The sequence below is a fragment of the Aminobacter sp. SR38 genome, assembly GCF_014843375.1.
GTDB lineage: Bacteria > Pseudomonadota > Alphaproteobacteria > Rhizobiales > Rhizobiaceae > Aminobacter > Aminobacter ciceronei.
Map to the genome: position 1 here is coordinate 795,404 of NZ_CP062112.1, position 20,448 is coordinate 815,851.

General features: G+C 64.2%; 16 protein-coding genes. 8 read left to right on the forward strand and 8 right to left on the reverse strand.

Translation table 11 applies throughout. From position 1 onward, the window contains the following. Position 1: 1 nt before the first annotated feature. Positions 2-2,221, reverse strand: coding sequence for an arylsulfatase (locus IG197_RS03985; RefSeq protein WP_192317093.1), 2,220 nt, complete (start codon positions 2,219-2,221; stop codon positions 2-4). Between the two features lie 15 nt (positions 2,222-2,236). Then, a complete protein-coding gene (locus tag IG197_RS03990; RefSeq protein WP_192317095.1) occupies positions 2,237-3,067 on the reverse strand; it encodes a formylglycine-generating enzyme family protein in 831 nt (276 codons plus the stop codon). 237 nt (positions 3,068-3,304) lie between these two features. Here IG197_RS03990 and IG197_RS03995 point away from each other — a divergent pair, with 237 nt between their 5' ends. Then, on the forward strand, positions 3,305-4,249 hold the full coding sequence (locus tag IG197_RS03995; protein ID WP_192317096.1) for a LysR family transcriptional regulator: 945 nt from the start codon (positions 3,305-3,307) through the stop codon (positions 4,247-4,249). Positions 4,250-4,329: 80 nt separating this feature from the next. Here the strand turns inward: IG197_RS03995 and IG197_RS04000 are convergent, their stop codons facing one another. The 5 genes from IG197_RS04000 to IG197_RS04020 form a co-directional block, all read right to left on the reverse strand. Then, positions 4,330-6,561, reverse strand: coding sequence for an arylsulfatase (locus IG197_RS04000; protein ID WP_192317098.1), 2,232 nt, complete (start codon positions 6,559-6,561; stop codon positions 4,330-4,332). 122 nt (positions 6,562-6,683) lie between these two features. Beyond that, positions 6,684-7,508, reverse strand: coding sequence for an ABC transporter permease (locus IG197_RS04005; RefSeq protein WP_154385401.1), 825 nt, complete (start codon positions 7,506-7,508; stop codon positions 6,684-6,686). A 3-nt stretch (positions 7,509-7,511) separates the two neighbouring features. Continuing rightward, positions 7,512-8,360, reverse strand: coding sequence for an ABC transporter ATP-binding protein (locus IG197_RS04010; protein WP_192317100.1), 849 nt, complete (start codon positions 8,358-8,360; stop codon positions 7,512-7,514). Beyond that, complete coding sequence (locus IG197_RS04015; protein WP_192317102.1) at positions 8,357-9,361, reverse strand: ABC transporter substrate-binding protein; 1,005 nt, start codon at positions 9,359-9,361, stop codon at positions 8,357-8,359. The genes IG197_RS04010 and IG197_RS04015 overlap by 4 nt, the downstream gene beginning before the upstream one ends. Before the next feature lie 138 nt (positions 9,362-9,499). Continuing rightward, the gene (locus IG197_RS04020) at positions 9,500-10,405 is read right to left on the reverse strand and encodes a formylglycine-generating enzyme family protein (RefSeq protein ID WP_371746506.1); all 906 of its coding nucleotides are present in this window, start codon (positions 10,403-10,405) and stop codon (positions 9,500-9,502) included. A 93-nt stretch (positions 10,406-10,498) separates the two neighbouring features. On the opposite strand from IG197_RS04020, the gene IG197_RS04025 reads away from it, so the two are divergent. The 5 genes from IG197_RS04025 to IG197_RS04045 all read left to right on the forward strand — a co-directional run bounded on the left by IG197_RS04025 (position 10,499) and on the right by IG197_RS04045 (position 16,109). Then, the gene (locus tag IG197_RS04025; RefSeq protein ID WP_192317103.1) at positions 10,499-11,248 is read left to right on the forward strand and encodes a GntR family transcriptional regulator; all 750 of its coding nucleotides are present in this window, start codon (positions 10,499-10,501) and stop codon (positions 11,246-11,248) included. Then, a complete protein-coding gene (locus tag IG197_RS04030; protein ID WP_192317105.1) occupies positions 11,245-12,216 on the forward strand; it encodes an ABC transporter substrate-binding protein in 972 nt (323 codons plus the stop codon). The genes IG197_RS04025 and IG197_RS04030 overlap by 4 nt, the downstream gene beginning before the upstream one ends. Before the next feature lie 53 nt (positions 12,217-12,269). After that, complete coding sequence (locus tag IG197_RS04035) at positions 12,270-13,052, forward strand: ABC transporter ATP-binding protein (protein WP_182573704.1); 783 nt, start codon at positions 12,270-12,272, stop codon at positions 13,050-13,052. Beyond that, on the forward strand, positions 13,052-13,810 hold the full coding sequence (locus tag IG197_RS04040) for an ABC transporter permease (RefSeq protein WP_067963167.1): 759 nt from the start codon (positions 13,052-13,054) through the stop codon (positions 13,808-13,810). Before IG197_RS04035 ends, IG197_RS04040 begins: the two co-directional genes overlap by 1 nt. A gap of 64 nt (positions 13,811-13,874) precedes the next feature. After that, entirely contained in the window at positions 13,875-16,109 is a 2,235-nt protein-coding gene (locus IG197_RS04045) for an arylsulfatase (RefSeq protein WP_192317107.1), read from the forward strand. Between the two features lie 186 nt (positions 16,110-16,295). Here IG197_RS04045 and IG197_RS04050 read toward each other — a convergent pair whose 3' ends face one another. Continuing rightward, positions 16,296-17,285 (reverse strand): LysR substrate-binding domain-containing protein, encoded by a 990-nt coding sequence (locus IG197_RS04050; RefSeq protein WP_192317109.1) that lies wholly within the window; start codon positions 17,283-17,285, stop codon positions 16,296-16,298. Positions 17,286-17,404: 119 nt separating this feature from the next. Here IG197_RS04050 and gabT point away from each other — a divergent pair, with 119 nt between their 5' ends. Beyond that, positions 17,405-18,691, forward strand: coding sequence for a 4-aminobutyrate--2-oxoglutarate transaminase (gene gabT, locus IG197_RS04055; protein WP_192317111.1), 1,287 nt, complete (start codon positions 17,405-17,407; stop codon positions 18,689-18,691). Positions 18,692-18,699: 8 nt separating this feature from the next. Continuing rightward, positions 18,700-20,157 carry an NAD-dependent succinate-semialdehyde dehydrogenase gene (locus IG197_RS04060; RefSeq protein WP_192317112.1) on the forward strand — a complete coding sequence of 486 codons (1,458 nt, stop codon included), beginning with the start codon at positions 18,700-18,702 and terminating at the stop codon, positions 20,155-20,157. The last annotated feature ends 291 nt before the right edge of the window (positions 20,158-20,448 follow it).

Genomic DNA, 20,448 nt, shown 5'->3' on the forward strand with positions numbered 1-20,448 from the left:
ATCACTCGGTGCTTTCCATTGCTTCTGCGACGTCCTCGATCAGCGGCTGGTCGAGGAAGTCTATGGTCAAGGTCTCGAACGACCGCTTTGGGTAAGCGAAGTCGGCGGGATAGGCGCTGGAGACCCTGTCCGCCGCATCCGTGCCGACATCGATGCCCCAGAACGACAGATGTGCGGCGGTTACCGGGATACGTGCCGCCCCTACCCTCCGGCGGCCATGCAGCAAGACGATTTCGGCAGAATGGCCGTTTCGGTTGTGGAGAGCAAATCCGGCCTCGCATGTTCCCGAGGGCAGGACGGCATCGGCGACGCAGACGACACGATGGCCGAGTTGCACATGTTCGAAGCTCAGGCGCCCGTCCATGACATAGAGCACGTAGCCGCCTTGCGCGTCGCCACTCGATACCAGCACGCCATCTTCGCCGGCGGCGCGATCGCGAAACGATGCAGTGACGACCATGGATCGTTCCGAACCCGCGATCATGCTGCTGATCGGCACATGGCTCTGACCCGGGCGGAAGACCAACCTGTCGCGCGACATCAGTCCGATGGGCGGCCGGGCGCGCAGCAATTGCACCAGCGTCCGGTCGTCGAGCGGCAGCACATTGTTGGCCTCGGCTTCCTGCCACCAGCGGCCGATCATTTCCTTGAGCAGGTCCGGCTCCTGTCCGGCGCAATCCTGCGATTCCGAAAAATCGCCTTCGGTGTCGTAGAGCCGCCAGTCGTCGTCTTCATAGGCATCGCCCTGGCGATGCTCGGTGACCGCCCGCCAGCCTTCATGCCATATCGCGCGATGACCGAGGTTCTCCCAATATTGCGTGGACCGCGGCGCCGGTGCATCGGCATCGGCAAAGGTCGATGCGAGGCTGCGGCCGTCACAAGGCAACGGATGGTCGAGGCCGGCAAGCGACATGATTGTCGGCGCGAGGTCGATGACATGCGAGAACTGCGTCCTGACTTCGCCTGTCGCGGCGATGCCACCGGGCCACGACACCACCATCGGCGAGCGCACGCCGCCAAGATCGACATGCTGCTTGTAGCGGCGAAAGGGCGTGTTGCCCGCCATGGCCCAGCCTTGCGGATAGTGCGCGCCGCCGTGACGGGTGCCGATCTGGTCGAGGCGCTTGAGCTGTTCGTCGACACTCTGCGGCAGTCCGCTATAGGGTGCGTTGGTGTCGACGGCACCATCCTTGCCGCCTTCGCGGCTGGCGCCATTGTCGGAGAGCACGATGATCAGCGTGTTGTCGAGTTCACCCAATCTTGCGAGCTCATCTACAAGGCGGCCGAGATGCAGGTCGGTGTGCTCAAGGAAGCCGGCATAGGCCGCCTGAAGATGGGTGTAGAGCAGTTTCTGATCGTCGGAGAGCGTGTTCCAGGCCGAAACCTCCTCGTTGCGCGGCGCAAGTTCGGTCTCTTCAGGTGCGATGCCAAGCGCCTTCTGGCGCAGCAGCCGGTCCTGGCGCGTCGCGTCCCAGCCCTTGGCGAAGACGTCGACATAGGGTTCGATGAAGGACCGCGGCGCCTGGAACGGCGCGTGCGTGGCACCGAAGGCCAGTTGCAGGAAGAATGGTTCCTCGTCGCGGAACACGGTGTGGTCGCGGACGTAAGAAATCGCCCGGTCGACCAGGTCCTCGGTGAGGTGATAATTCTCGGGAAATTCGCGATCGACCTGGTGGTTGTCCTCGCACAGCTCGGGCGTCATCTGGTCGGTGCAGCCGGGAAGGAAGCCATAGAACCGGTCGAAGCCGCGGCCGAGCGGCCAGTTGTGATAGGGTCCGGCCGGCGAAATCTCATGCGACGGCGTCAGGTGCCACTTGCCGACGAGATAGCTGCCATAACCCTGTTCGCGCAGCATGGCCGGCAAAAGCGCCACGTCGCGGTCGATTGAGCCGCGCGAATTGGGGAAGCCGGTGTCGGTATCGGACAGAAACCGCATGCCGACGGCGTGATGGTTGCGTCCCGTCAGCAGGCAAGTGCGCGTCGGCGAGCAGAGCGGCGTGACGTGAAAATTGGTGTAGCGCAGCCCGCGCGCCGCCAGCCGGTCGATTGTCGGCGTGTTGATCTCCGAGCCGAAGCAGCCGAAATCGGCCCAGCCGGTGTCGTCAAGCACGACAACCACGATGTTGGGTTTCTGCTGCTTGTGGTTGCGGCTCGTCGGCCACCAGGGCGTCGACTCGGCGACGGTGCGGCCGACATGGCCCGGAAACTTGTCATGTTTCATTGCAGTTCCTCGAAATCAGAAGGAGCCGGCTGATGGCGCCGGCATGTCGGCCGAGCATCGAAAGCCAAGGTGGCTCGAGGCGGCATCGACGGCGTTGGAGGTGCGCGCCGAGACGCGATAACGATTGCAGTGGCTGCGGTGGCAGAGATAGGAGCCGCCGCGCATCGCTTTCAGCTGGGGCTGGCTCTGCGACCAGCTGTCCGACGTCCATTCCCAGACATTGCCGACCATGTTGAACAGGCCGTAGCCATTGGGCTCGAAGGCATCGGCAGGCGCGGTCGAGAGGAAGCCGTCCTCGGCCGTATTCTCCCGGGGGAAACGCCCCTGCCAGATGTTGCAGCGGTGCCTGCCCTGCTCCAGCAGCTCGTTGCCCCAGGGATAGATCCTGTCTTCGAGCCCGCCTCTGGCGGCGATCTCCCATTCGCTCTCGCTCGGCAGCCGCTTGCCGCTCCAGAGCGCGTAGGCAACGGCGTCGTTCCAGGAAATATGCACGACCGGATGGTCGTCGCGGTCGCGCCAGTCGGTGCCGGCGCCGTCGGGCCTCGACCAGTTCGCGCCGCGCACCGGCAGCCACCATTCCGGCGATCCGGTCTCGAGCTCAAGCACATCCTTTTCGGCGCTGGGATGAAGCTGAGCGTAGAAGACGAAGGACCAGCCGATCCGCTCCGCCTCGGTGACATAGTTGGTCGCAGCCACGAAACGGGCGAAGGCGCTGTTGGTCACTGCCGTCCTGTCGATCAGGAAGCCGGGGCTCGCGACCATCCGCCGGGGCCCCTCGCGATCCTCGGCATAGGCCTCGGGACCATCATGGCCGATGCACCAGATGCCGGCGGGGACAGCCGACATGCCGTAGAGATCAGCCTTGCGAGCGGCTGGCCTGGCCTCGTGTGAAGGGGCCAGTTGCGGCTCGCTTACCCGGACGGGTGAACAACACGACATCGCGGCGTTTCCTGGTGATAGCAGGAGCTTCAGCTGGTGACTTCAGCTCCGGGCGATAACAGGATTATTTGACAAAGCTCCATCAGGAGCCAATACATTTAGGCTTGAAGGTAATTCCAATAGGTTATGAGGCAGGCACCCGCCATGTCGTTCGAAGTCCCCAATTTGACGCTGCTCAAGCACTTCGTCACCGTCGCCGAAGACAAGGGAATATCGAAGGCGGCCAAGCGCTTGCGCATCTCGCAGCCGGCGCTCTCCAAGAATGTCAAGCGGCTGGAGGAGATGCTCGGCACGCGCCTGTTCGAACGCCATTCCAGCGGCGCCGACCTGACGCCGACCGGGCAGGCCTTTTTCAACAGGGCGCAGATCATCGGGCTCGAATACGAGCATGCGGTGCAGGAGATCCGCAATCTCCTGTCCGAGCAGGACGCCACCATCAGGGTCGCGGCCGGTCCGGTCTGGTCGTCGACGATCCTGCCGCCGGCGGCGTCACGCTTTCACCGGCGTTTTCCCAGGCATCGGCTGTCGGTGCAGACCGGACCGGTCGACCAGCTGATCGAGGATTTGCGGCTTGGGCGGGTCGACATCTTTGCCGGTGCTGTCATTGCCAAGAGCCGGCTGCCCGGCTTCACCTCGCGCCGGGTCGCCAAGGCACAGATCGGCATCATGTGCGCCGAGCATCACCCGCTCGCCAAGGTGGAGGGCCCGGTCGACCCGATGGAGCTGGTCAAATACCCGTTCGTCTCGTTCAACCTGAACCGGGACGTGCTGAAGATGCTGTCAGACTGGCTGAAGGAACGGGGAGCGCCCCCTGCCCGCTATTTGCTCGAGACCAGCTCGCTCTTCACCTGCGCCGAGCTGGCGCGCTCTGGCGACTATCTGTTCTTCGAGTCGACGATGGTGGCCGGCAGCCCGATCGGACAAGGCCTGAAGGTGCTCAAGACCGACAAGGAGATCTTCCAGTACGATCTGGGCTTCGTCTTCCGCCAGGGCATGGACCGGCTGCCCGCCCATAGCGGACTGATGAAGGCGATGGTCGAGGTGTTCGAGAACAAAGGCCTGCGCAGCCCGCAGAACGCCGCCGACTAGGCAGTGCCCAGGAGCAATCCCAGGAAAATCCGCGCAGCGGCTTGCCCTGGGTAATTACGCAAAAACAAGAAGATGGAGCGTCAGTCGATTTCGCCGCTTGGCGGCACGATCTCGCGGTCATCGCCGAGTTCGATCACCAGCCGGTGCAATGTGCCGGTGAAGCGGAATTCGCCGTCGATGCCGTCGCAGACAGGCGGCAAGCCGCTGCGGCCGATGAACATCGGCGCCAGCGCAATGCGCAGCAGGGTCTGGTGCTCACGCTCGCCGGCTTGCCGCTCTCCGTTGACGAGAAGGGTACCGATGCCCTTGAGCAGACCTGTTTTGCGGTACTCGAAACCGAGGGAAATCGCGCCTGACGTGGTCAGCGGCACCGACACCAGGCGCGTGATCTCGCCAACATGGTTGTAGCTGTAGTGGAGCCTGCCATCCTTGAGGTAGAGCACATAACCGCTGCCATTGTTGCCGTAGCTGACCAGCGTGCCTTCGGACTGCGGATCGATTGTCACTTCGGCGGTGATCCGGTGCGATGTGTCCTGGGTCAGGGGTGCTGCCGATGACGGGATCGATTCGAGCTGCGGATAAAAGACGTAGCGGCTGCGCGAACGGATGGAATCAGGCTTCGCCTTGGCGCGGAAACGAACCTCGCGGTCGTCGAGCGGCATGACGTCGTAGCGGCCGGCTTCCGCCCACCAGCGTTCCGTCATTTCGCGGAGCTTGGCCGGGTTCTCGCTCGCCAGATCGCGGGTCTCGTTGAAATCCTCGTCGAGCTTGTAGAGCTCCCAGTCGTCGAGTTCGAAGTCGTCGCCGCGCCGGTGCTTGGTGACGGCCTTCCAGCCCTTGTGCCAGATGCCGCGGTGGCCGAACATCTCGAAATATTGCACGTCCTTGCGCGTCTCCGCGTCGGGCGCATCGAAGGTGTAGGCAAAGCTGGTGCCGTGCACCGGCATCTGGCCGACACCTCGGTAGATTTCGGGGGCCGCGACGCCGCAGACCTCGAGCACCGTCGGCGTGATGTCGACGACGTGGTGGAACTGATGGCGGATGGCCCCCTTGTCGGCGATGCGCCGGGGCCATGACACGATCATCGGGTCACGCACGCCGCCGCCATGGGTGAAGGATTTGAACAGGCGCAGCGGCGTATTGCTGGCCTGGGCCCAGCCCCAGGGGTAGTTGCTGTTGCTCCTGGGGCCGCCGATCTCGTCGATCTCAGCCAAATTGCGTTCGAAGGATTCCGGGATCTGGTTGAAGCGCCTGAGCACGTTGGTCGTGCCCTCTGGTCCGCAGTCGATGGACGCGCCATTGTCGGAGATGACGACGATCAGCGTGTTATCAAGCTTGCCTGTCGTCTCGAGGAAATCGAGCAGCCGGCCCAGTTGCTCGTCGGTGTATTCGAGGAAACCGGCATAGGCCTGCTGCAGCCTGACGGCGACGCGCTTCCGGTCGGCCGAAAGCAGGTCCCAGTTCTCGACGCCGGGGGCGTCGGGCGGCAATTCGGTATTTTCAGGCACCAGGCCCATCGCCTTCTGCCGTTCGAGCCGCCGCTGCCTGATGACGTCCCAGCCGCAGTCCCAGACGCCGTCATAGCGGTCCATATAGGCCCTGGGCACCTGATGGGGAAAATGCCCTGCCGAAAAGGCGAGGTTGAGGAAGAACGGCGTATCAGGTGCGAGCGAGACATGGGCACCGAGCATCGCCATCGCCTTGTCCACCAGATCGGCGGTGAGGTGGTAACCTTCCTCGGCTGATTTCGGCTGGGTAACCGGGTGATTGTCCTCGACCAGCTCGGGATAATACTGGTCGGTGCTGCCGTTCATGAAACCGTAGAAGCGATGAAAGCCGCGGCCGAGCGGCCATTGGTCGAACGGCCCGACCGCGGTGATCTCGTCGGTCTGCGCGACGTGCCACTTGCCGACGGCAAAATTGGCGTAGCCGGCGCTTCCGAGCATTTCGGCGACCGTCGCTGCCCGATGCGAGATCGAGCCGCGGCCGTTGCGGTAGCCGAAATCGAAGTTGGCCAGGCAGCGCATGCCGACGGCATGATGGTTGCGCCCGGTCAGCAGGCTGGCCCGCGTCGGCGAGCACATGGTGGTGGTGTGGAAATTGCTGTAGCGCAGCCCCTGTTGGGCGAGCCGGTCGAAATTGGGCGTGCGGATCTCCGAACCGAAGCAGCCCAGGTCGGCAAAACCGACATCGTCGAGAATGACATAGATGACGTTGGGGCTGCCGGACGCCGGCATGGGCCTGGCTTCAAACCAGCTGTCCGACTCGTGATAGGTGCGGCCGATACGGCCTGAAACGGGATCGTTTGACATTGTGGCGCCTCGGAATTCGGACAAACCGGAGATGCCGCATCGCGTTCATCGACCATGCCGCATCGATCGAAACCCGGCCGGCCCTGGGGCAAGCCGGGTCCATGGACTTTCTGCTGCGGAGACTACATCGCGGCGCCGGGATCCCAGCGGATGACCCACTTCTCGAGCATCGAGACGATGGCGAAACCGGTGATGGCGATGACAGACGCCGTCAGGATCGTCGCAAACAGCCGCGGCGCGTTGAAGTCGAACATGCTCTGCAGCAGGAGATAACCGATGCCCTGGTTGGCGCCGATCCACTCGCCGACGATCGCGCCGAGCACACACATCGTCACCGAAATCTTGAGCGCCGAGAAGATGTAGGGCAGCGCGCTGTAGATGCGGATCCTGAGGAATACTTCGGTCTTCGACGCAGACAGGACATGCATCAGTTCGAGCAACTGCGGATTGACGGCGCGGAAGCCGCGGACCGAATTGACCAGCGTCGGGAAGAAGCAGATCAGTGCTGCGATCACGATCTTCGGCTCGATGCCGTTGCCGAGGATGATCTTGAGCACCGGCGCAATCGCGACGATCGGGATCGTCTTGATCAGGATCGCGACGGGATAGAACATCTCCTCGATGACCTTGTTGTAGACGAAAGACACCGCCACCAGCAGGGCAACGGTGTTGCCGAGGAGAAAGCCGAGAAAGGCTTCAGTGATTGTCGGAACGGCTGCTTCGACAAGCAGCGGCAGGTCACGCGACAGCGCGCCGGCGACGTCGGTCGGCGCGGGCACCAGATAGGACGGCACGCCGAACAGCGTGACGACGAGCTGCCACAGGACCAGCGTCAGCGACAGCCCGAGCACTGCCATGCCGAGCGCACGCATCACTTCGGGGCCTGGGAGGATGCTCCAGATGCGAGGCAATGGGGCGGCGGTTTCGATGGAACGGTCAACGCTCATGGCTTATCCAGCTCCCAGCATGTCGCGCAGCCTGGCGACGTGGTGGCCCAGTTCAGGGGCGTCCTTCAGGGCAAGGTCGCGCTCTTCCGGCAGGTCGATTTCGAGAATTCCGCCGATCCGCGACGGACGTCGGCTCATCACCACGACACGCTGCGACAGGAAAACCGCCTCATGCAGCGAATGGGTGACGAAGACGATGGTCATCCCGCTCTGCTTCCAGATCCGCAGCAGCTCGACATTCAGCGTGTCGCGCACCAGCTCGTCGAGCGCGCCGAAAGGCTCGTCCATGAGCAGGACCTTCGGCCTTGTGACGAGCGCCCGCGCGATCGAGACGCGCTGGCGCATGCCGCCGGACAGCTCCGACGGCAAGGCATCCTCGAAGCCTTCCAGCTCGACAAGCTTCAGCGCCTCATGCGGGTCCATGAAGTTGCCGGCCTTCGGGTTGGCCCCGCCCACCTCGAACGGCAGGCGGACATTGTCGATCACCTTGGCCCAGGGCATCAGCACCGATTGCTGGAACACCATGGAAAATGTGCGCGAGGCGCGCGCCGCCGCCGGCGTTCCGCCGAATATGGCAACCTTGCCTTCGGTCGGCGCGATGATGTCGGCGATGGTGCGCAGCAAGGTGGACTTGCCGCAGCCGGAATGGCCGATCAGCGATACGAACTCGCCTTCGCGAACCGTCAGCGAGACATTGTCGATGGCCCGCACCGCCCGCGAGCTGCCGCCAAACGTCACCGCGACATTGTCGATCTCGATGGCGTTGCGTGCCTGAGAGAGACCGACGTCGCCAGAGTGGGCGTCGCCGGAACGGGTGGCCCCGGAAGCAGCGATTGTCGCCATCATGTTCACCGCTTCGTCCTCTGTGCTGCCGCAAGGATGCTGCCGTCGAAGACGTCGTCCGCCGTCAGTTCGGACTTGATCTCGCCGATCTTGGCGTAGGTCTGCAGCGTCGCATTCCAGCGGTCCTTGCTGATGTTGGCAAAGCCGTGCTCGCGGGTTTCGTCGGTGTAGATGAAGTCCGACACGATGACCTTGAGCGAGGCGAGCTCCTTGTCCTTGTCGATCGCGCTCGACATCGAGGCAACCATGTCGATGGCCTCTTCGGGATGGTCGGCGGCATAGGCCCAGCCCTTGTCGCAGGCCTCGAGGAACTTCACCAGCATGTCGCTGTCGGAGCCGATCAGGTCGGTGCGGGCGATGTAGTAGTTGGACTGGAACTGCAGCCCGTTGTCCCAGATGCTCTGGGTGTTGTAGCCACCCGGATTCTGTACGATCGGCACGTTCTGGGCAACGTTGGTCGGCCAGGAGGCGACGACGTCGACCTGCCCCTGGAGCAGGCCGGGGATCTGGGCCTGGATGAAGGTGATGTCGTCGAGCTTCATTCCGTTATGGTCGAGCACGACCTTGATCTGCGCGGTCGCGCCCTGGCTCGCGCCGATGCGCTTGCCCTTCCAGTCGGCCACCGACTTGATGTTGGATTCGCCGAGCGAATAGAAGGTCAGCGGCGCTTTCTGGAAGGCCGCGCCGAAGGTCTTGATCGGCAGCCCCTGGTTTGCAGCATACATGATCTCGGGCGCATAGGCGGTGGCGATCTGCGCCACTCCGGAGAGCGTCTCCTGCACCGTGTTGGAGTTCGGGCCACCGGGAAGGATCTCGACGTCGAGGCCCTTTTCAGCGAAGAACCCCTTCTTCAAGGCGACGATTTCGCCGGCGGCGGCTCCATTGAAGAGCCAGGCGAGTTGCAGTTTGACCTGCTTCTGCTGGGCATAAGCGGGAGCCACGCCTGCAAGCCCCAGCGAGGCGAGCGAGATGATGCTGGCAGCTGCCAGAAGTGAACGTCGGCTGATCATCTATATCCTCCAATCAGACAAACCCAACGACCTAGTTTCTGCGAGGATAGACCGCGTTCCGCGGCTCCACACCATAACATGCTTCGGCGAACTCATTCCATGTGGTTATGGACCTCCATTCGGATCAGGCATGGTCGATCACTGCCCGACAAGGTCGCCAGCGCAGCGAAAACCGAGATGGCTCGAGGTCGCGCCGTGGTGGTTGCCGGTCCGTGCCGCGACCCGGTATCGGTTGCAGTAGCTGGCGTGGCACAGATAGGAGCCGCCGCGCATGGCCATCAATCCGGTCGGCTCGCCCGACCAGGGCGAAGCGGTCCATTCCCAGACATTGCCGAGCATGTTGTAGAGGCCGAAGCCATTGGGCGGAAAGCTGCGCGCCGGCGCTGTTGCGAGGTAGCCGTCTTCGGCGCTGTTGCTGAGCGGAAAGCGCCCTTGCCAGATGTTGCACATGTGACGGCCGCCGGGATTGAGTTCGTCGCCCCAGGCATAGATCGCCCGCTCAAGCCCACCGCGCGCCGCGGCTTCCCATTCGGCTTCCGTGGGCAGTCGCTTGCCGGCGAAGTTTGCGAAGGCAACGGCGTCGTTCCATGAGACATGGACGACCGGATGGTCGCGCCGGTCACGCCAGCTGGAACCTGTGCCATCGGGCTGATGCCAGCAGGCGCCGCGAACCGGCGCCCACCAGTCCGGCGCGCTGGCGTCGGCGTCGGTTGCGATCACCGCGTCAGGATGGATCTGGGCCATGAAGACGAAAGACCAGCCCAGGCGTTCGGCCTCCGTCACGTAGCCGGTGGCACCGACAAATGACGCGAAGGCCTGATTGGTCACTGCGGTCTTGTCGAGCAGGAACGCCGGAAGGTCGACTGCTAGCACCGGACCTTCGCCGTCGTCAGGATTGGCGATCGAGCGATCCTCGCCGAGAAGCCAGCGCCCAGCCGGTATCAACGCCATGTCAGGCTGGCTGCCGGCATCGAGCGGCGCAGGCGCTGCAGCTGGCTCGGCAACATGATCGCCTAGGGATCGGCCCGGAGAACAACACGACATGGCGCCTTCCTGTCGAAAAATGGATCGGCGGAGTTTGACTCTTTCATGATCCTGCGTAAAGGTAGGACGTCCTACCTCTTGGAGGAGAGAGCGATGTCGGGAACTGCCACCGAACGTGTCCTGCAGTATATTCGCCAGCAAAAGCTGGTTGCCGGCGACCGCTTGCCGGCGGAAATCGACATTTCCCGGATACTCGGCCTCAGCCGCAATTCGCTGCGCGAAGCCTATGCCGACCTGATGGCCAAGGGCCTGCTCAAGAACAAGCACGGCGTCGGCACCTTCATCGCCAACCCGCCGATCCTCAACGCCTTGACCGGCTCCGCCGGCTTCTGGAACCTGATCGAAAATGCCGGAATGAAGGCATCTTTCCGCGAGATCCAGCGCGACCAGGTCATCGCGCCGAAGGAGATATCCGTCATCCTGGGCCTGACGTCCGAGAAGCCAGTCCATCGTTTGCGCTGGCTGTTTCTCGCCAACGGTCAGCCCTGCATTCTCGTCGACCATTTTCTCGCGCGCAGCGTGCCACCAGGCGCCTTCAACGAGAGCACGGAACACGACGCGCTCGCCGCCATCGCTCCGTTCACCGTCATCGATGGCGCATCGCTGTCGACCCGCACCTCGGCGATCAACGCCACCGCCGACGTCGCCCAATTGCTCGAAGTCAGCGAAGGCGACGCGCTTTTGTGGAGCACGGCGCTCGTGCATTCGGGCAATGGCAGCGTGCCGTTGGCCTCGCGCTCCTGGATGGTGCCGCAGCTTCTCGCCAGCCATCAGATGATGGCGCTCGCACCCGTTCATTTTCAGGGCAGTTCAGCCCTTTCGCCGGAGGACGAACCGAAATGACCCGCTTCACCAAAATTGTCCTGAGTCTCGCATCGAGCCTCATGCTCTTCTCGGCCGGGATGGCCGGGGCGCAGACCCTGGAGCCTGTGCGCTTCGGTGTCGACGCCTACACCACCGGCTCCCAGATCTGGGTCGCCAAGGAAAAAGGTTTCTTCGAAAAGGAAGGCATCGACGCTCAGATCACCACCTTCGCCACCGGCGTCGAGGCGATCGATGCGCTGCTGATCGGCCGCGCCGATATGGCTGTCGGGCTCGATTTCCCGATCGTCTCGCGCATCCAGGGCGGCAAGCTGACCGTGCTTGCCGGCATCTTCCATTCCAAGCCCGGCTTCCACAAGCTGGTGGTCGGCAACGACATCAAGGACGCCAAGGATCTGGCCGGCAAGAAGATCGGCATTGCCACCGGCACAGCCCAGCACCTGATCACCATGAAATATCTCGAGGAAAACGGCATAGCCGAGGACAAGGTCGAGATCGTCGGCTTCACCAGCCTGCTCGAGATCGTCGCTTCGCTCCGCTCCGGCCGCATCGACGCCGCCTTCGTCTGGGCCGACGGTATGCAGAAATCGACCGACGGCGGCAACCACTATGTGCTGACCGACGATGCGGCAGCCAAGCGCAACAGCAGCGCCTACATCGCCGCACAGACCGAATTCACCGAAAAGCACGGGGAATTGACTGTCGCGACGCTGCGCGCGCTCAATGCGGCAAGCCAGTTCATCGCAACCAACAAGGACGAGGCGGCAGCCCTCATCGCCAAGAACACGCGTGCCCCGCGCGACACGGTGCGCGACCTGCTCAACTACAATGAATTCGCCCTGGCGCTGACTGACTATGAGCGCGCCGGCTTCAAGGAAGTCGCTGATTTCCTGGCCAAGACGAAAGCACAGCCGGTCAGCTTCGAAACGGGCGTCAATCCGAAATTCCTTGAGCAAGCTGCCCCCGACCTGGTCAAGCTGGGCAACTGAGCGGACCGGCGATGACAAACAATCAAACAAGCGCGGCCACGCCCGGAGCTGCCATGCCTGCGGTCGTCTTCGACAAGGTCGGCATGGCCTATCCCGGCCAGAAGGCAGGCAGCGAGCTGATCCTGGCCGACCTCTCCGTCGCGGTCGCGCAAGGCGAATTCTTCGTGCTCGTCGGCCCCAGCGGCTCGGGCAAGTCGACCTTGCTCAAGATCGTTGCCGGGACCGAAAAGCAGACCGAAGGCCGCGTGCTCGCCAATGGCGAGACGATCGCCGGCCCCGACCGGCGGCGCGGCATGGTGTTCCAGTCGATCGAGGAGCCGCTGTTCCAGTGGCTGACGGTCGCCGAAAACATCGGCTTCGGCCCCAGCGTCGCGGGCAAGCCGCGCGCCGAATGCCTTGAAATGGCGCAGCGCTACGTCGACCTCGTCGGCCTGCGCGGCCACGAGCAGAAATTTCCGCATGAGCTGTCCGGCGGCATGAAGCAGCGTGTGCAGATCGCCCGCACGCTGGCAGCCCAACCTGAGCTGATCCTGTTCGACGAACCGTTTGCAGCACTCGACGCGCTGACACGCCGCGTGCTGCAGAAGGAGCTGACGCGGATCTGGCGCGAGACCGGCTGCACCATGGTCTATGTCACGCACGACATTCGCGAGGCGGTGCTGCTTGGCCAGCGTGTCGCGGTGATGAGCCGGGGCCCGCGTGCCAACATCACCCGCATCTACGACATCGACCTGCCCTATCCGCGCGATGACCTCGACAGCCGTTTCGCCGATGCGGTCAAGGCGATCGAGGGCGACATCGAAAGGGAGGCGGCTTCGCAATGGGAGCAAAACTGATGCCATCCTACGCGTGGTCGGCGCTCAGCGTCGCTGTCGTCGTGATCTTCTGGCAGATGGCCTCGACCTGGCTGGTCGACCCGATGTTCCTGCCTGCACCGCTCGCCGTCCTCAACGGCGCCGGACAGATGCTGGCCGAGGGCACCCTCACCCAGTCCATCCTGGTGTCGATGATGCGCATTCTCTCGGGCTGGTTTCTCGGCAGCGCCATTGCCATTCCGATCGGGCTCGCCGTCGGCGTCTCGCCGGTGGCGCGTCACCTGGTCGACCCGTTCATCCACTTCTTCCGCTTCGTTCCGGCCATTGCGCTGGTGACCTTGTTCATCATCTGGTTCGGCGTCGGCGAGATGTCGAAGATCATCCTGATCGCTTATGCGACGGCCTTCATCGTCATGGTCAACACGGCCAGCGGCGTGTCCTCGATCTCGCAGGACAAGCTGAACGCCGCCCGCTGCCTCGGCGCCAATGAGCGGCAGGTGTTCTTCAAGGTGATGATCCCGGCCTCCCTGCCCTCGATCTATGTCGGCATGCGGCTGGCGCTCGCCTCGTCCTTCCTGGTGATCGCGGCCGCCGAAATGCTCGCCGCCGATGCCGGGCTCGGCTACATCATCTGGACCTCGCGCCTCTACTTCCAGGTCGACTGGATGTTCGCGGCCATCATCGCGCTCGGCCTTCTCGGCTTTGCCACCGACCGCCTGTGGCGGCTGCTCGGGCGGACGCTGCTCAAGCGTTATCTGCGCGGCGTCACCGGCTATTGATCCAATCGGCCGGGCCGCCCTCCTGTTGCGGCCCGGCGACCATCGCACAAGATCGGGACAGAGCATGACTTCCGAATTTCGCGGCCATATCGGCCGCACGCACCACGAATCCGAGCGCGACTATGCCGACATCCCCAGCGGCCCTGCCGGCAAGCCGAATGTCATCTATGTCGTTCTCGACGACGTCGGCTACTCCGACCTCGGCTGTTTCGGCTCGTCGATCGACACGCCGAACTTCGATTCCCTCGCCGACACCGGCCTGCGCTACAGCAATTTCCACACCACCACACTGTGTTCCCCGACACGCGCCTGCCTGCTGACCGGACGTAACCACCACTCGGTCGGCATGCGCTATCTGGCCAATGCCGACATGGGCTGGCCCTCCGGCCGCGGCGCGATCAGTCACCGCGCCGGCACGCTCGCCGAAATGCTCAAGCTGCAAGGCTACGCGACCTATGCCGTCGGCAAATGGCACCTTGCACCGACAGAAAACGCCAATGCCGCCGGCCCCTTCGACCAGTGGCCGCTCGGCCGCGGCTTCGAACGCTTCTACGGCTTCATGAATGGCAGCACCGACCAGTTCCACCCGGAACTCTGCCAGGACAACCAGCAGATTCCGCCGCCGGCGACGCCTGAAAAGGGCTACCATCTGTCCGACGACCTGTCGGACCGCGCCGTGCGCTACATCGCCGACAAGATGGCGATCTGGCCCGACAAGCCGTTCTTCCTCTATCTCTGCTACGGTGCCGGACATTTCCCGCACCAGGCGCCCGCATCGACGCTGGCCAAATATCGCGGCCGCTTCGGCCATGGCTGGGACGAAGAACGCGTACAGAGGCTGGCCAGGCAGAAGGCGATGGGCCTCGTGCCGGAAAGCACCGAACTGCCGCCGCCAAATCCCGGCGTGCGCGCCTGGGCCGAGCTTTCTCCCGAAGAGCGCGAGGTCTCGGAGCATATGCAGGAGGCTTATGCCGCGCTTCTGGGCCACACCGACGCCGCCTTCGGCAGGGTGCTCGGCTTCCTCGACCGCACCGGCATCCGCGACAACACCATCATCGTGCTGATTTCGGACAATGGCGCCTCCACCGACTGCGATCCGGACGGTACGACAAACGTGCTGCGCTGGTTCAACCGCCTGCCTGAAGACTATGCCGTGTCGCGCGATCGCCTGGCCGAGATCGGCACGGCGCGCAGTTCGGGCAACTATCCCTGGGGCTGGGCGCAGGCGTCCAACACGCCACTCAAGCTCTACAAGAGCTTCACCCATGGCGGCGGCGTGCGCGACCCGATGATCTTCTCCTGGCCTTCTGGCATAGCCGACAAGGGCGAGGTGCGCAGCCAGTTCACCCATGTCACCGACATCACGCCGACAATCATGCAGCTTTGCGGCGTCACCGCGCCCGAAAGCATCAACGGCGTGGCGCAGATGCCGATCCATGGCGAGAGCTTTGCCTATTCCTTCCACGCGCCCGATGCGGCGACCGCCAAGCAGTCGCAATATTTCGAGATGTACGGCCATCGCAGCATCTGGCATCGCGGCTGGAAAGCGGTGACGCAGCACAAGGCCGGCGACGATTTCGACAGCGAACGCTGGGAGCTCTACCATCTCGACGAGGATTTTTCCGAGCTGCGCGACCTCTCCGGCGAAAAGCCGGAAAAGCTCGCCGAGATGAAGGAACGCTGGTGGGCGGAAGCCGGCCGCTACGGCGTCATGCCGCTCGACGACAGCGACGTGCTGTTCAAGCCGCCCTACCGGCCCGGCGCACCACGCTGGCGCAACGAATGCAGCTTTTTCCCGCCGATCTCGTCTATCCCCGCGGAAGCGGCGCCGATGACGCAGGACGTCTCGCACCGCATATCGATCGAGATCGAGCGCACGGACAAAAACCAGGGCGGCGCGCTTGTCTGCTTCGGCAGCTGCCATGGTGGCTACGCGCTCGACATCGTCGCGAACCGGCTGGTCTACACCTACAACTATGCCGGCTTCGAGGTCACCCGCCTCGTCTCCGACCGGGAGATCCCGCTCGGCAAGACGACCGTCGTGTTCGACTTCGAAAAGACCGGCACGCTGAAGGGACGCGGCCGCCTGACGGTCGACGGCGAGCCGGCCGGCGAACATGTGTTCGACCGCACCCTGCTCAGGTTGTCGCTGTCGCCGCTTACCTTTGGACGCAGCAACGCCGAACCGGTCGATCCGGACAGGCAGACGAACCCGGATTTTTCGGGCCGTATCCTGCGCATCGACTACGCCATCGCAGATGATCGCGAGGTCGGCCCGGTCAGCCTCGACGTGGACTGACCAGCATGTCGCGCAGACCGGTCGAAGGACTGTCGCTCCGTTGACCAGCGACATCTGTTTCGACTGTCGCCGCTCGTTCCGGCGCTTGATCAAACGCCGGCTTCGATCAGATGCGTGCTGCGCATCCTGAAAGCTCGGTAGCAGCGCGGCATCACCGGGCTGCTGGTCCTTCTTTCGCGGTATGGTTCAAAGCGTCGGGCCGACAGCTCCAGTTGCTGCCGACCTATCGCTGGAAGACGCTGCGGCAGCCTCCGATCGCATCAATTCGCCGGCCAGCCAGTCATGCAGCTTGCGGATCGCCCTGTCCTTTCGGCGGGCCGGTGCGGCGATGAAATAATAGGCGCCGAGCCGGATGTCGGTGTCGAACAGCTCGACGAGGCGGCCCCTGGCCATTTCGTCGCCTGTCGTCAGCCGTGTCGCCAGCGCGACACCCTGCCCGGCCAGAGCGGCTTCGAAGCCAAGGCTGGCATCCCAAAGGCGCGGCCCCTGCAGCGCGTCATGCGCCACGCCGGCCTTGCGAAACCAGTCGGCCCATTGCTGGCGGTTTTCCTCGTGGATCAGCGGTGCCCGCACAAGTGCAGCAATGCTTTCCAGGGGACCTGCCGCATCCAGCCATTGCCGGCTGGCCACCGGAAACATCCTGGGATGAACGAGCAAGGTCGCTCCGACAGGAAGGTCGTCGGGGTCGCCGAAGCCGACCATCACATCGGCCTCGCCGACCGAGAAATCCGGCAGGCGGTCGATGGCGCGAAACACCAGTTCCGTGTCGCCAAGCAGATGCTGCATCTCAGGCAGCCTCGGCCCCAGCCAGCGCGTCGCCAGGCCAGGCATGCACCACAGCCTGAGCGTCCGCCGATGCGAGGGCGGACGAAGTTCGGCCGTCGTTGCAGCGATCAGCTCGAAGGCCGTCGAGATGGCGGCATGGAAAATCTCGCCTTCGCGGGTGAGCCTGAGGCCCCGGGGACTGGACACGACGAGTTTAACCGCCATCCAGAATTCGAGGTTCTTGACATGGCGGCTGACCACCGAGTGGCTGACGCCGAGATCGTCGGCCGCCTTGCGCATCGAGCCCATCCGCCCCGCCGCCTCGAAGGCGCGGATCATCTGCAGCGGCGGCATGGCCTGATGCGGCTGGTCTTTCTCGACGGACCGGCGTTTTCGAATGTCGGTGTTCAAGCAGAGGCCCCTGGACAGTCTGTGGTGCACTGTAGGCACCACAGCATCTAAATCAATCGCGCACTGCTTGCCAAGGAATGCCGCTAGGTTGCCGCCAGAATCTTACGGAGCACCTCCCCATGACCACCAACACCACCTTGCTGGCCCGCCGGTCGGCGGCAGTCGCACGCGGCGTCGCAACGGCCTTCCCCGTCTTTGCCGGCAAGGCGGAAGGCGCCGAGATCTGGGACGTCGAGGGGCGCCGCTACATCGATTTCGCCGCCGGCATCGCGGTGCTCAATACCGGCCACCGTCACCCCAAGGTGATCGCCGCCGCGAAGCAGCAGCTCGACGCCTACACCCATACCGCCTTCCAGGTGCTGCCCTACGAACCCTATGTCGCGCTGTGCGAGCGCCTGAACGCGCTGGCGCCCTTCTCCGGCGAGGCAAAGTCCCTCCTGTTTTCGACCGGCGCAGAAGCTGTCGAGAACGCCATCAAGATCGCCAAGGCAGCGACCGGCCGGCCCGGCATCATCGCCTTTGCCGGCGGTTTCCACGGCCGCACTGCGATGACCATGGCGCTGACCGGCAAGGTTGCGCCCTACAAGCAGAAGTTCGGCATTTCGCCCGCCGGCGTCTATCACGTCCCGTTCCCGGCGACGCCGCTGGATGTCGACGTCTCGGATGCGCTGCGCGCGCTGCAGCTTCTGTTCCGCGCCGACATCGCGCCGTCTGATGTCGCTGCGATCATCATCGAGCCGGTCCAGGGCGAAGGCGGCTTCTGGCCCGCCCCCACCGAGCTTCTGGCGGAACTCCGCAAGATTTGCGACACGCACGGCATCGTGCTGATCGCCGACGAGGTGCAGACGGGATTTGCGCGCACCGGAAAGATGTTCGGCATCGAACATTCCGGCATCGAACCCGACATCATCACCGTCGCCAAGGCGCTCGGCGGTGGCTTCCCGCTGGCCGGCGTCATCGGGCGCGCGGCGATCATGGACGCTGCCGAACCGGGCGGGCTGGGCGGCACCTATGCCGGCAATCCGGTCGCCTGTGCGGCCGCCCTCGCCGTGCTCGACATCATCAAGGACGAAGGCCTTGTCGCCCGTGCCAATGAGATCGGCGCGACGATGCACGCTGCACTGGAGCGGATGTCGCAGCGCAACGACGCCGTGCCGATGGCGTCGATCCGCGGCCCCGGCGCGATGATCGCCTTCGACATCGTGACACGGCGCGGCACCAATACGCCGGATGCCGAGAAGACGAAGAAAGTCGTGCAGGCAGCGCTCGGCCACGGGCTGGTGCTGCTGTCATGCGGCGTCTTCGGCAACACCATCCGCCTGCTCTGCCCGCTGACCATTTCCGATGCGCAGCTCAAGGAGGGGCTGGACCTCCTCGAACGCGCCCTCGTCTCCGCCAACGCCTAGGAGCCGTCATGCGCACGCTCGAAGACAATGGCCTCATGAAGACGCAGGCCTTCATAGACGGCTGCTTTGTCGGGTCTGCCGACACGCCTGTCACCGATCCGGCCTCTGGCGCCGTCATCGCCCATGTCCCCAACCTTGGCGCGGACGCAGCCACCCAAGCCGTCGAGGCAGCTTCCAGGGCGTTCCGGCCCTGGGCGGCGAAGACGGCGAAGGAGCGATCGGCAACAATGCGGCGCTGGTTCGAGCTGATCGTTGCGGCACGCAGCGACCTTGCCACCATCCTGACCAGCGAACAGGGCAAGCCCTTCGCCGAGGCACTCGGCGAGATCGATTATGCCGCCTCCTATGTCGAATTCTATGCCGAGGAGGCCAAGCGTATTGCCGGCGAGATCCTGCCGTCGCACCGCCCCGACGCCCGTATCCTGGTGCAGCGCCAGCCGCTCGGCGTGGTCGCGGCGATCACGCCATGGAACTTCCCGGCGGCGATGATCACCCGCAAGGTCGCCCCGGCGCTCGCCGCAGGCTGCACCGTCGTCGTCAAGCCGGCGCCCGAAACGCCGCTGACCGCTCTCGCCCTGGCCGAACTGGCGCGCCGCGCCGGCTTTCCCGCCGGCACCTTCAACGTCGTCACAGGTGACGCGGTCGCCATTGGCGGCGTGCTGACCTCGCATCCGGCCGTCCGCCTCGTCGGCTTCACCGGCTCGACGCCGACAGGCAAGCTGTTGATGCGGCAGGCGGCAAGCACGGTCAAACGTGTCGCGCTGGAGCTTGGCGGCAATGCCCCTTTCATCGTCTTCGACGACGCCGACATCGACACCGCGGTCGAAGGCGCGATGGCGTCGAAATTCAGGAACTCCGGCCAGACCTGCGTCTGCACCAACCGCATCTATGTCCAGTCGGCCGTCCATGACGTCTTTGTCGCCAGGCTGACGGAGCGGGTGAAGCAGCTGCGGGTCGGCTGCGGCTTCGACGACGGCGTCGTCCAGGGGCCGCTGATCTCGGAACGCGCCGTCGCCAAGGTCGAAGCGCATATCGCGGACGCGCTCGGCAAGGGCGCCGAGATTGCCGCCGGCGGCAAGCGCCACGCGCTCGGCGGCACCTTCTTCGAACCGACAGTCATCACCGGCGCTGCCGCCGACATGCTGCTGGCCCAGGACGAAACCTTTGGGCCGCTGGCACCCGTATTCTGCTTCGACACCGAGGCCGAGGTGCTGCAGGCCGCGAACGCCACCGAGACCGGCCTCGCAGCTTATTTCTTCACGCGCGATTCGGCACGGGTGTTCCGCATGATGGAGCGGCTTGAATTCGGCATGGTCGGCATCAACACCGGACTGATCTCGACCGAGCTGGCGCCCTTCGGCGGCGTCAAGGAAAGCGGCAATTCGCGCGAGGGCTCGCATCACGGCATCCTCGAATTCACCGAGCTCAAATATGCCTGCATCGGCGGCATCGATGCGGAGGACTGACATGGACAGCGTTGTGACCATGCCGAACCTGATGGCGACGGCGACCACCTGCAGCCGTCGCCGATGAGACGGCCCAGATCGGCTTCACCCACCCGCTGATGCCGGTCAACCGGATCCATGAGGAAGGCGCGCGCTTCAGCCCGGCAATGCTCGGCTGACACTCCGAACGCGTCCTTGGGGTCGCCGAACGGCGTGGGCCGATCGCGCTCGGCGTCAGCGCCGAGCGCGAGTCCATCGCCGCGTCCATGCCCCAGCCGAGCGACGACGGATCCTCGGCCCGGCTGCTCCTGT

Excerpts from the sequence above, each read along its gene's own strand:
- gabT (WP_192317111.1), top strand. The coding sequence starts at position 17,405 with ATGACCACCAACACCACCTTGCTGGCCCGCCGGTCGGCGGCAGTCGCA.
- IG197_RS04060 (WP_192317112.1), top strand. The coding sequence starts at position 18,700 with ATGCGCACGCTCGAAGACAATGGCCTCATGAAGACGCAGGCCTTCATA.
- IG197_RS04025 (WP_192317103.1), top strand. The coding sequence starts at position 10,499 with ATGTCGGGAACTGCCACCGAACGTGTCCTGCAGTATATTCGCCAGCAA.
- IG197_RS04005 (WP_154385401.1), bottom strand. The coding sequence starts at position 7,508 with ATGAGCGTTGACCGTTCCATCGAAACCGCCGCCCCATTGCCTCGCATC.
- IG197_RS04035 (WP_182573704.1), top strand. The coding sequence starts at position 12,270 with ATGCCTGCGGTCGTCTTCGACAAGGTCGGCATGGCCTATCCCGGCCAG.
- IG197_RS04020 (WP_371746506.1), bottom strand. The coding sequence starts at position 10,405 with ATGTCGTGTTGTTCTCCGGGCCGATCCCTAGGCGATCATGTTGCCGAG.
- IG197_RS04040 (WP_067963167.1), top strand. The coding sequence starts at position 13,052 with ATGCCATCCTACGCGTGGTCGGCGCTCAGCGTCGCTGTCGTCGTGATC.
- IG197_RS04045 (WP_192317107.1), top strand. The coding sequence starts at position 13,875 with ATGACTTCCGAATTTCGCGGCCATATCGGCCGCACGCACCACGAATCC.
- IG197_RS03995 (WP_192317096.1), top strand. The coding sequence starts at position 3,305 with ATGTCGTTCGAAGTCCCCAATTTGACGCTGCTCAAGCACTTCGTCACC.
- IG197_RS03990 (WP_192317095.1), bottom strand. The coding sequence starts at position 3,067 with ATGTCGGCTGTCCCCGCCGGCATCTGGTGCATCGGCCATGATGGTCCC.
- IG197_RS04000 (WP_192317098.1), bottom strand. The coding sequence starts at position 6,561 with ATGTCAAACGATCCCGTTTCAGGCCGTATCGGCCGCACCTATCACGAG.
- IG197_RS04015 (WP_192317102.1), bottom strand. The coding sequence starts at position 9,361 with ATGATCAGCCGACGTTCACTTCTGGCAGCTGCCAGCATCATCTCGCTC.
- IG197_RS04030 (WP_192317105.1), top strand. The coding sequence starts at position 11,245 with ATGACCCGCTTCACCAAAATTGTCCTGAGTCTCGCATCGAGCCTCATG.
- IG197_RS03985 (WP_192317093.1), bottom strand. The coding sequence starts at position 2,221 with ATGAAACATGACAAGTTTCCGGGCCATGTCGGCCGCACCGTCGCCGAG.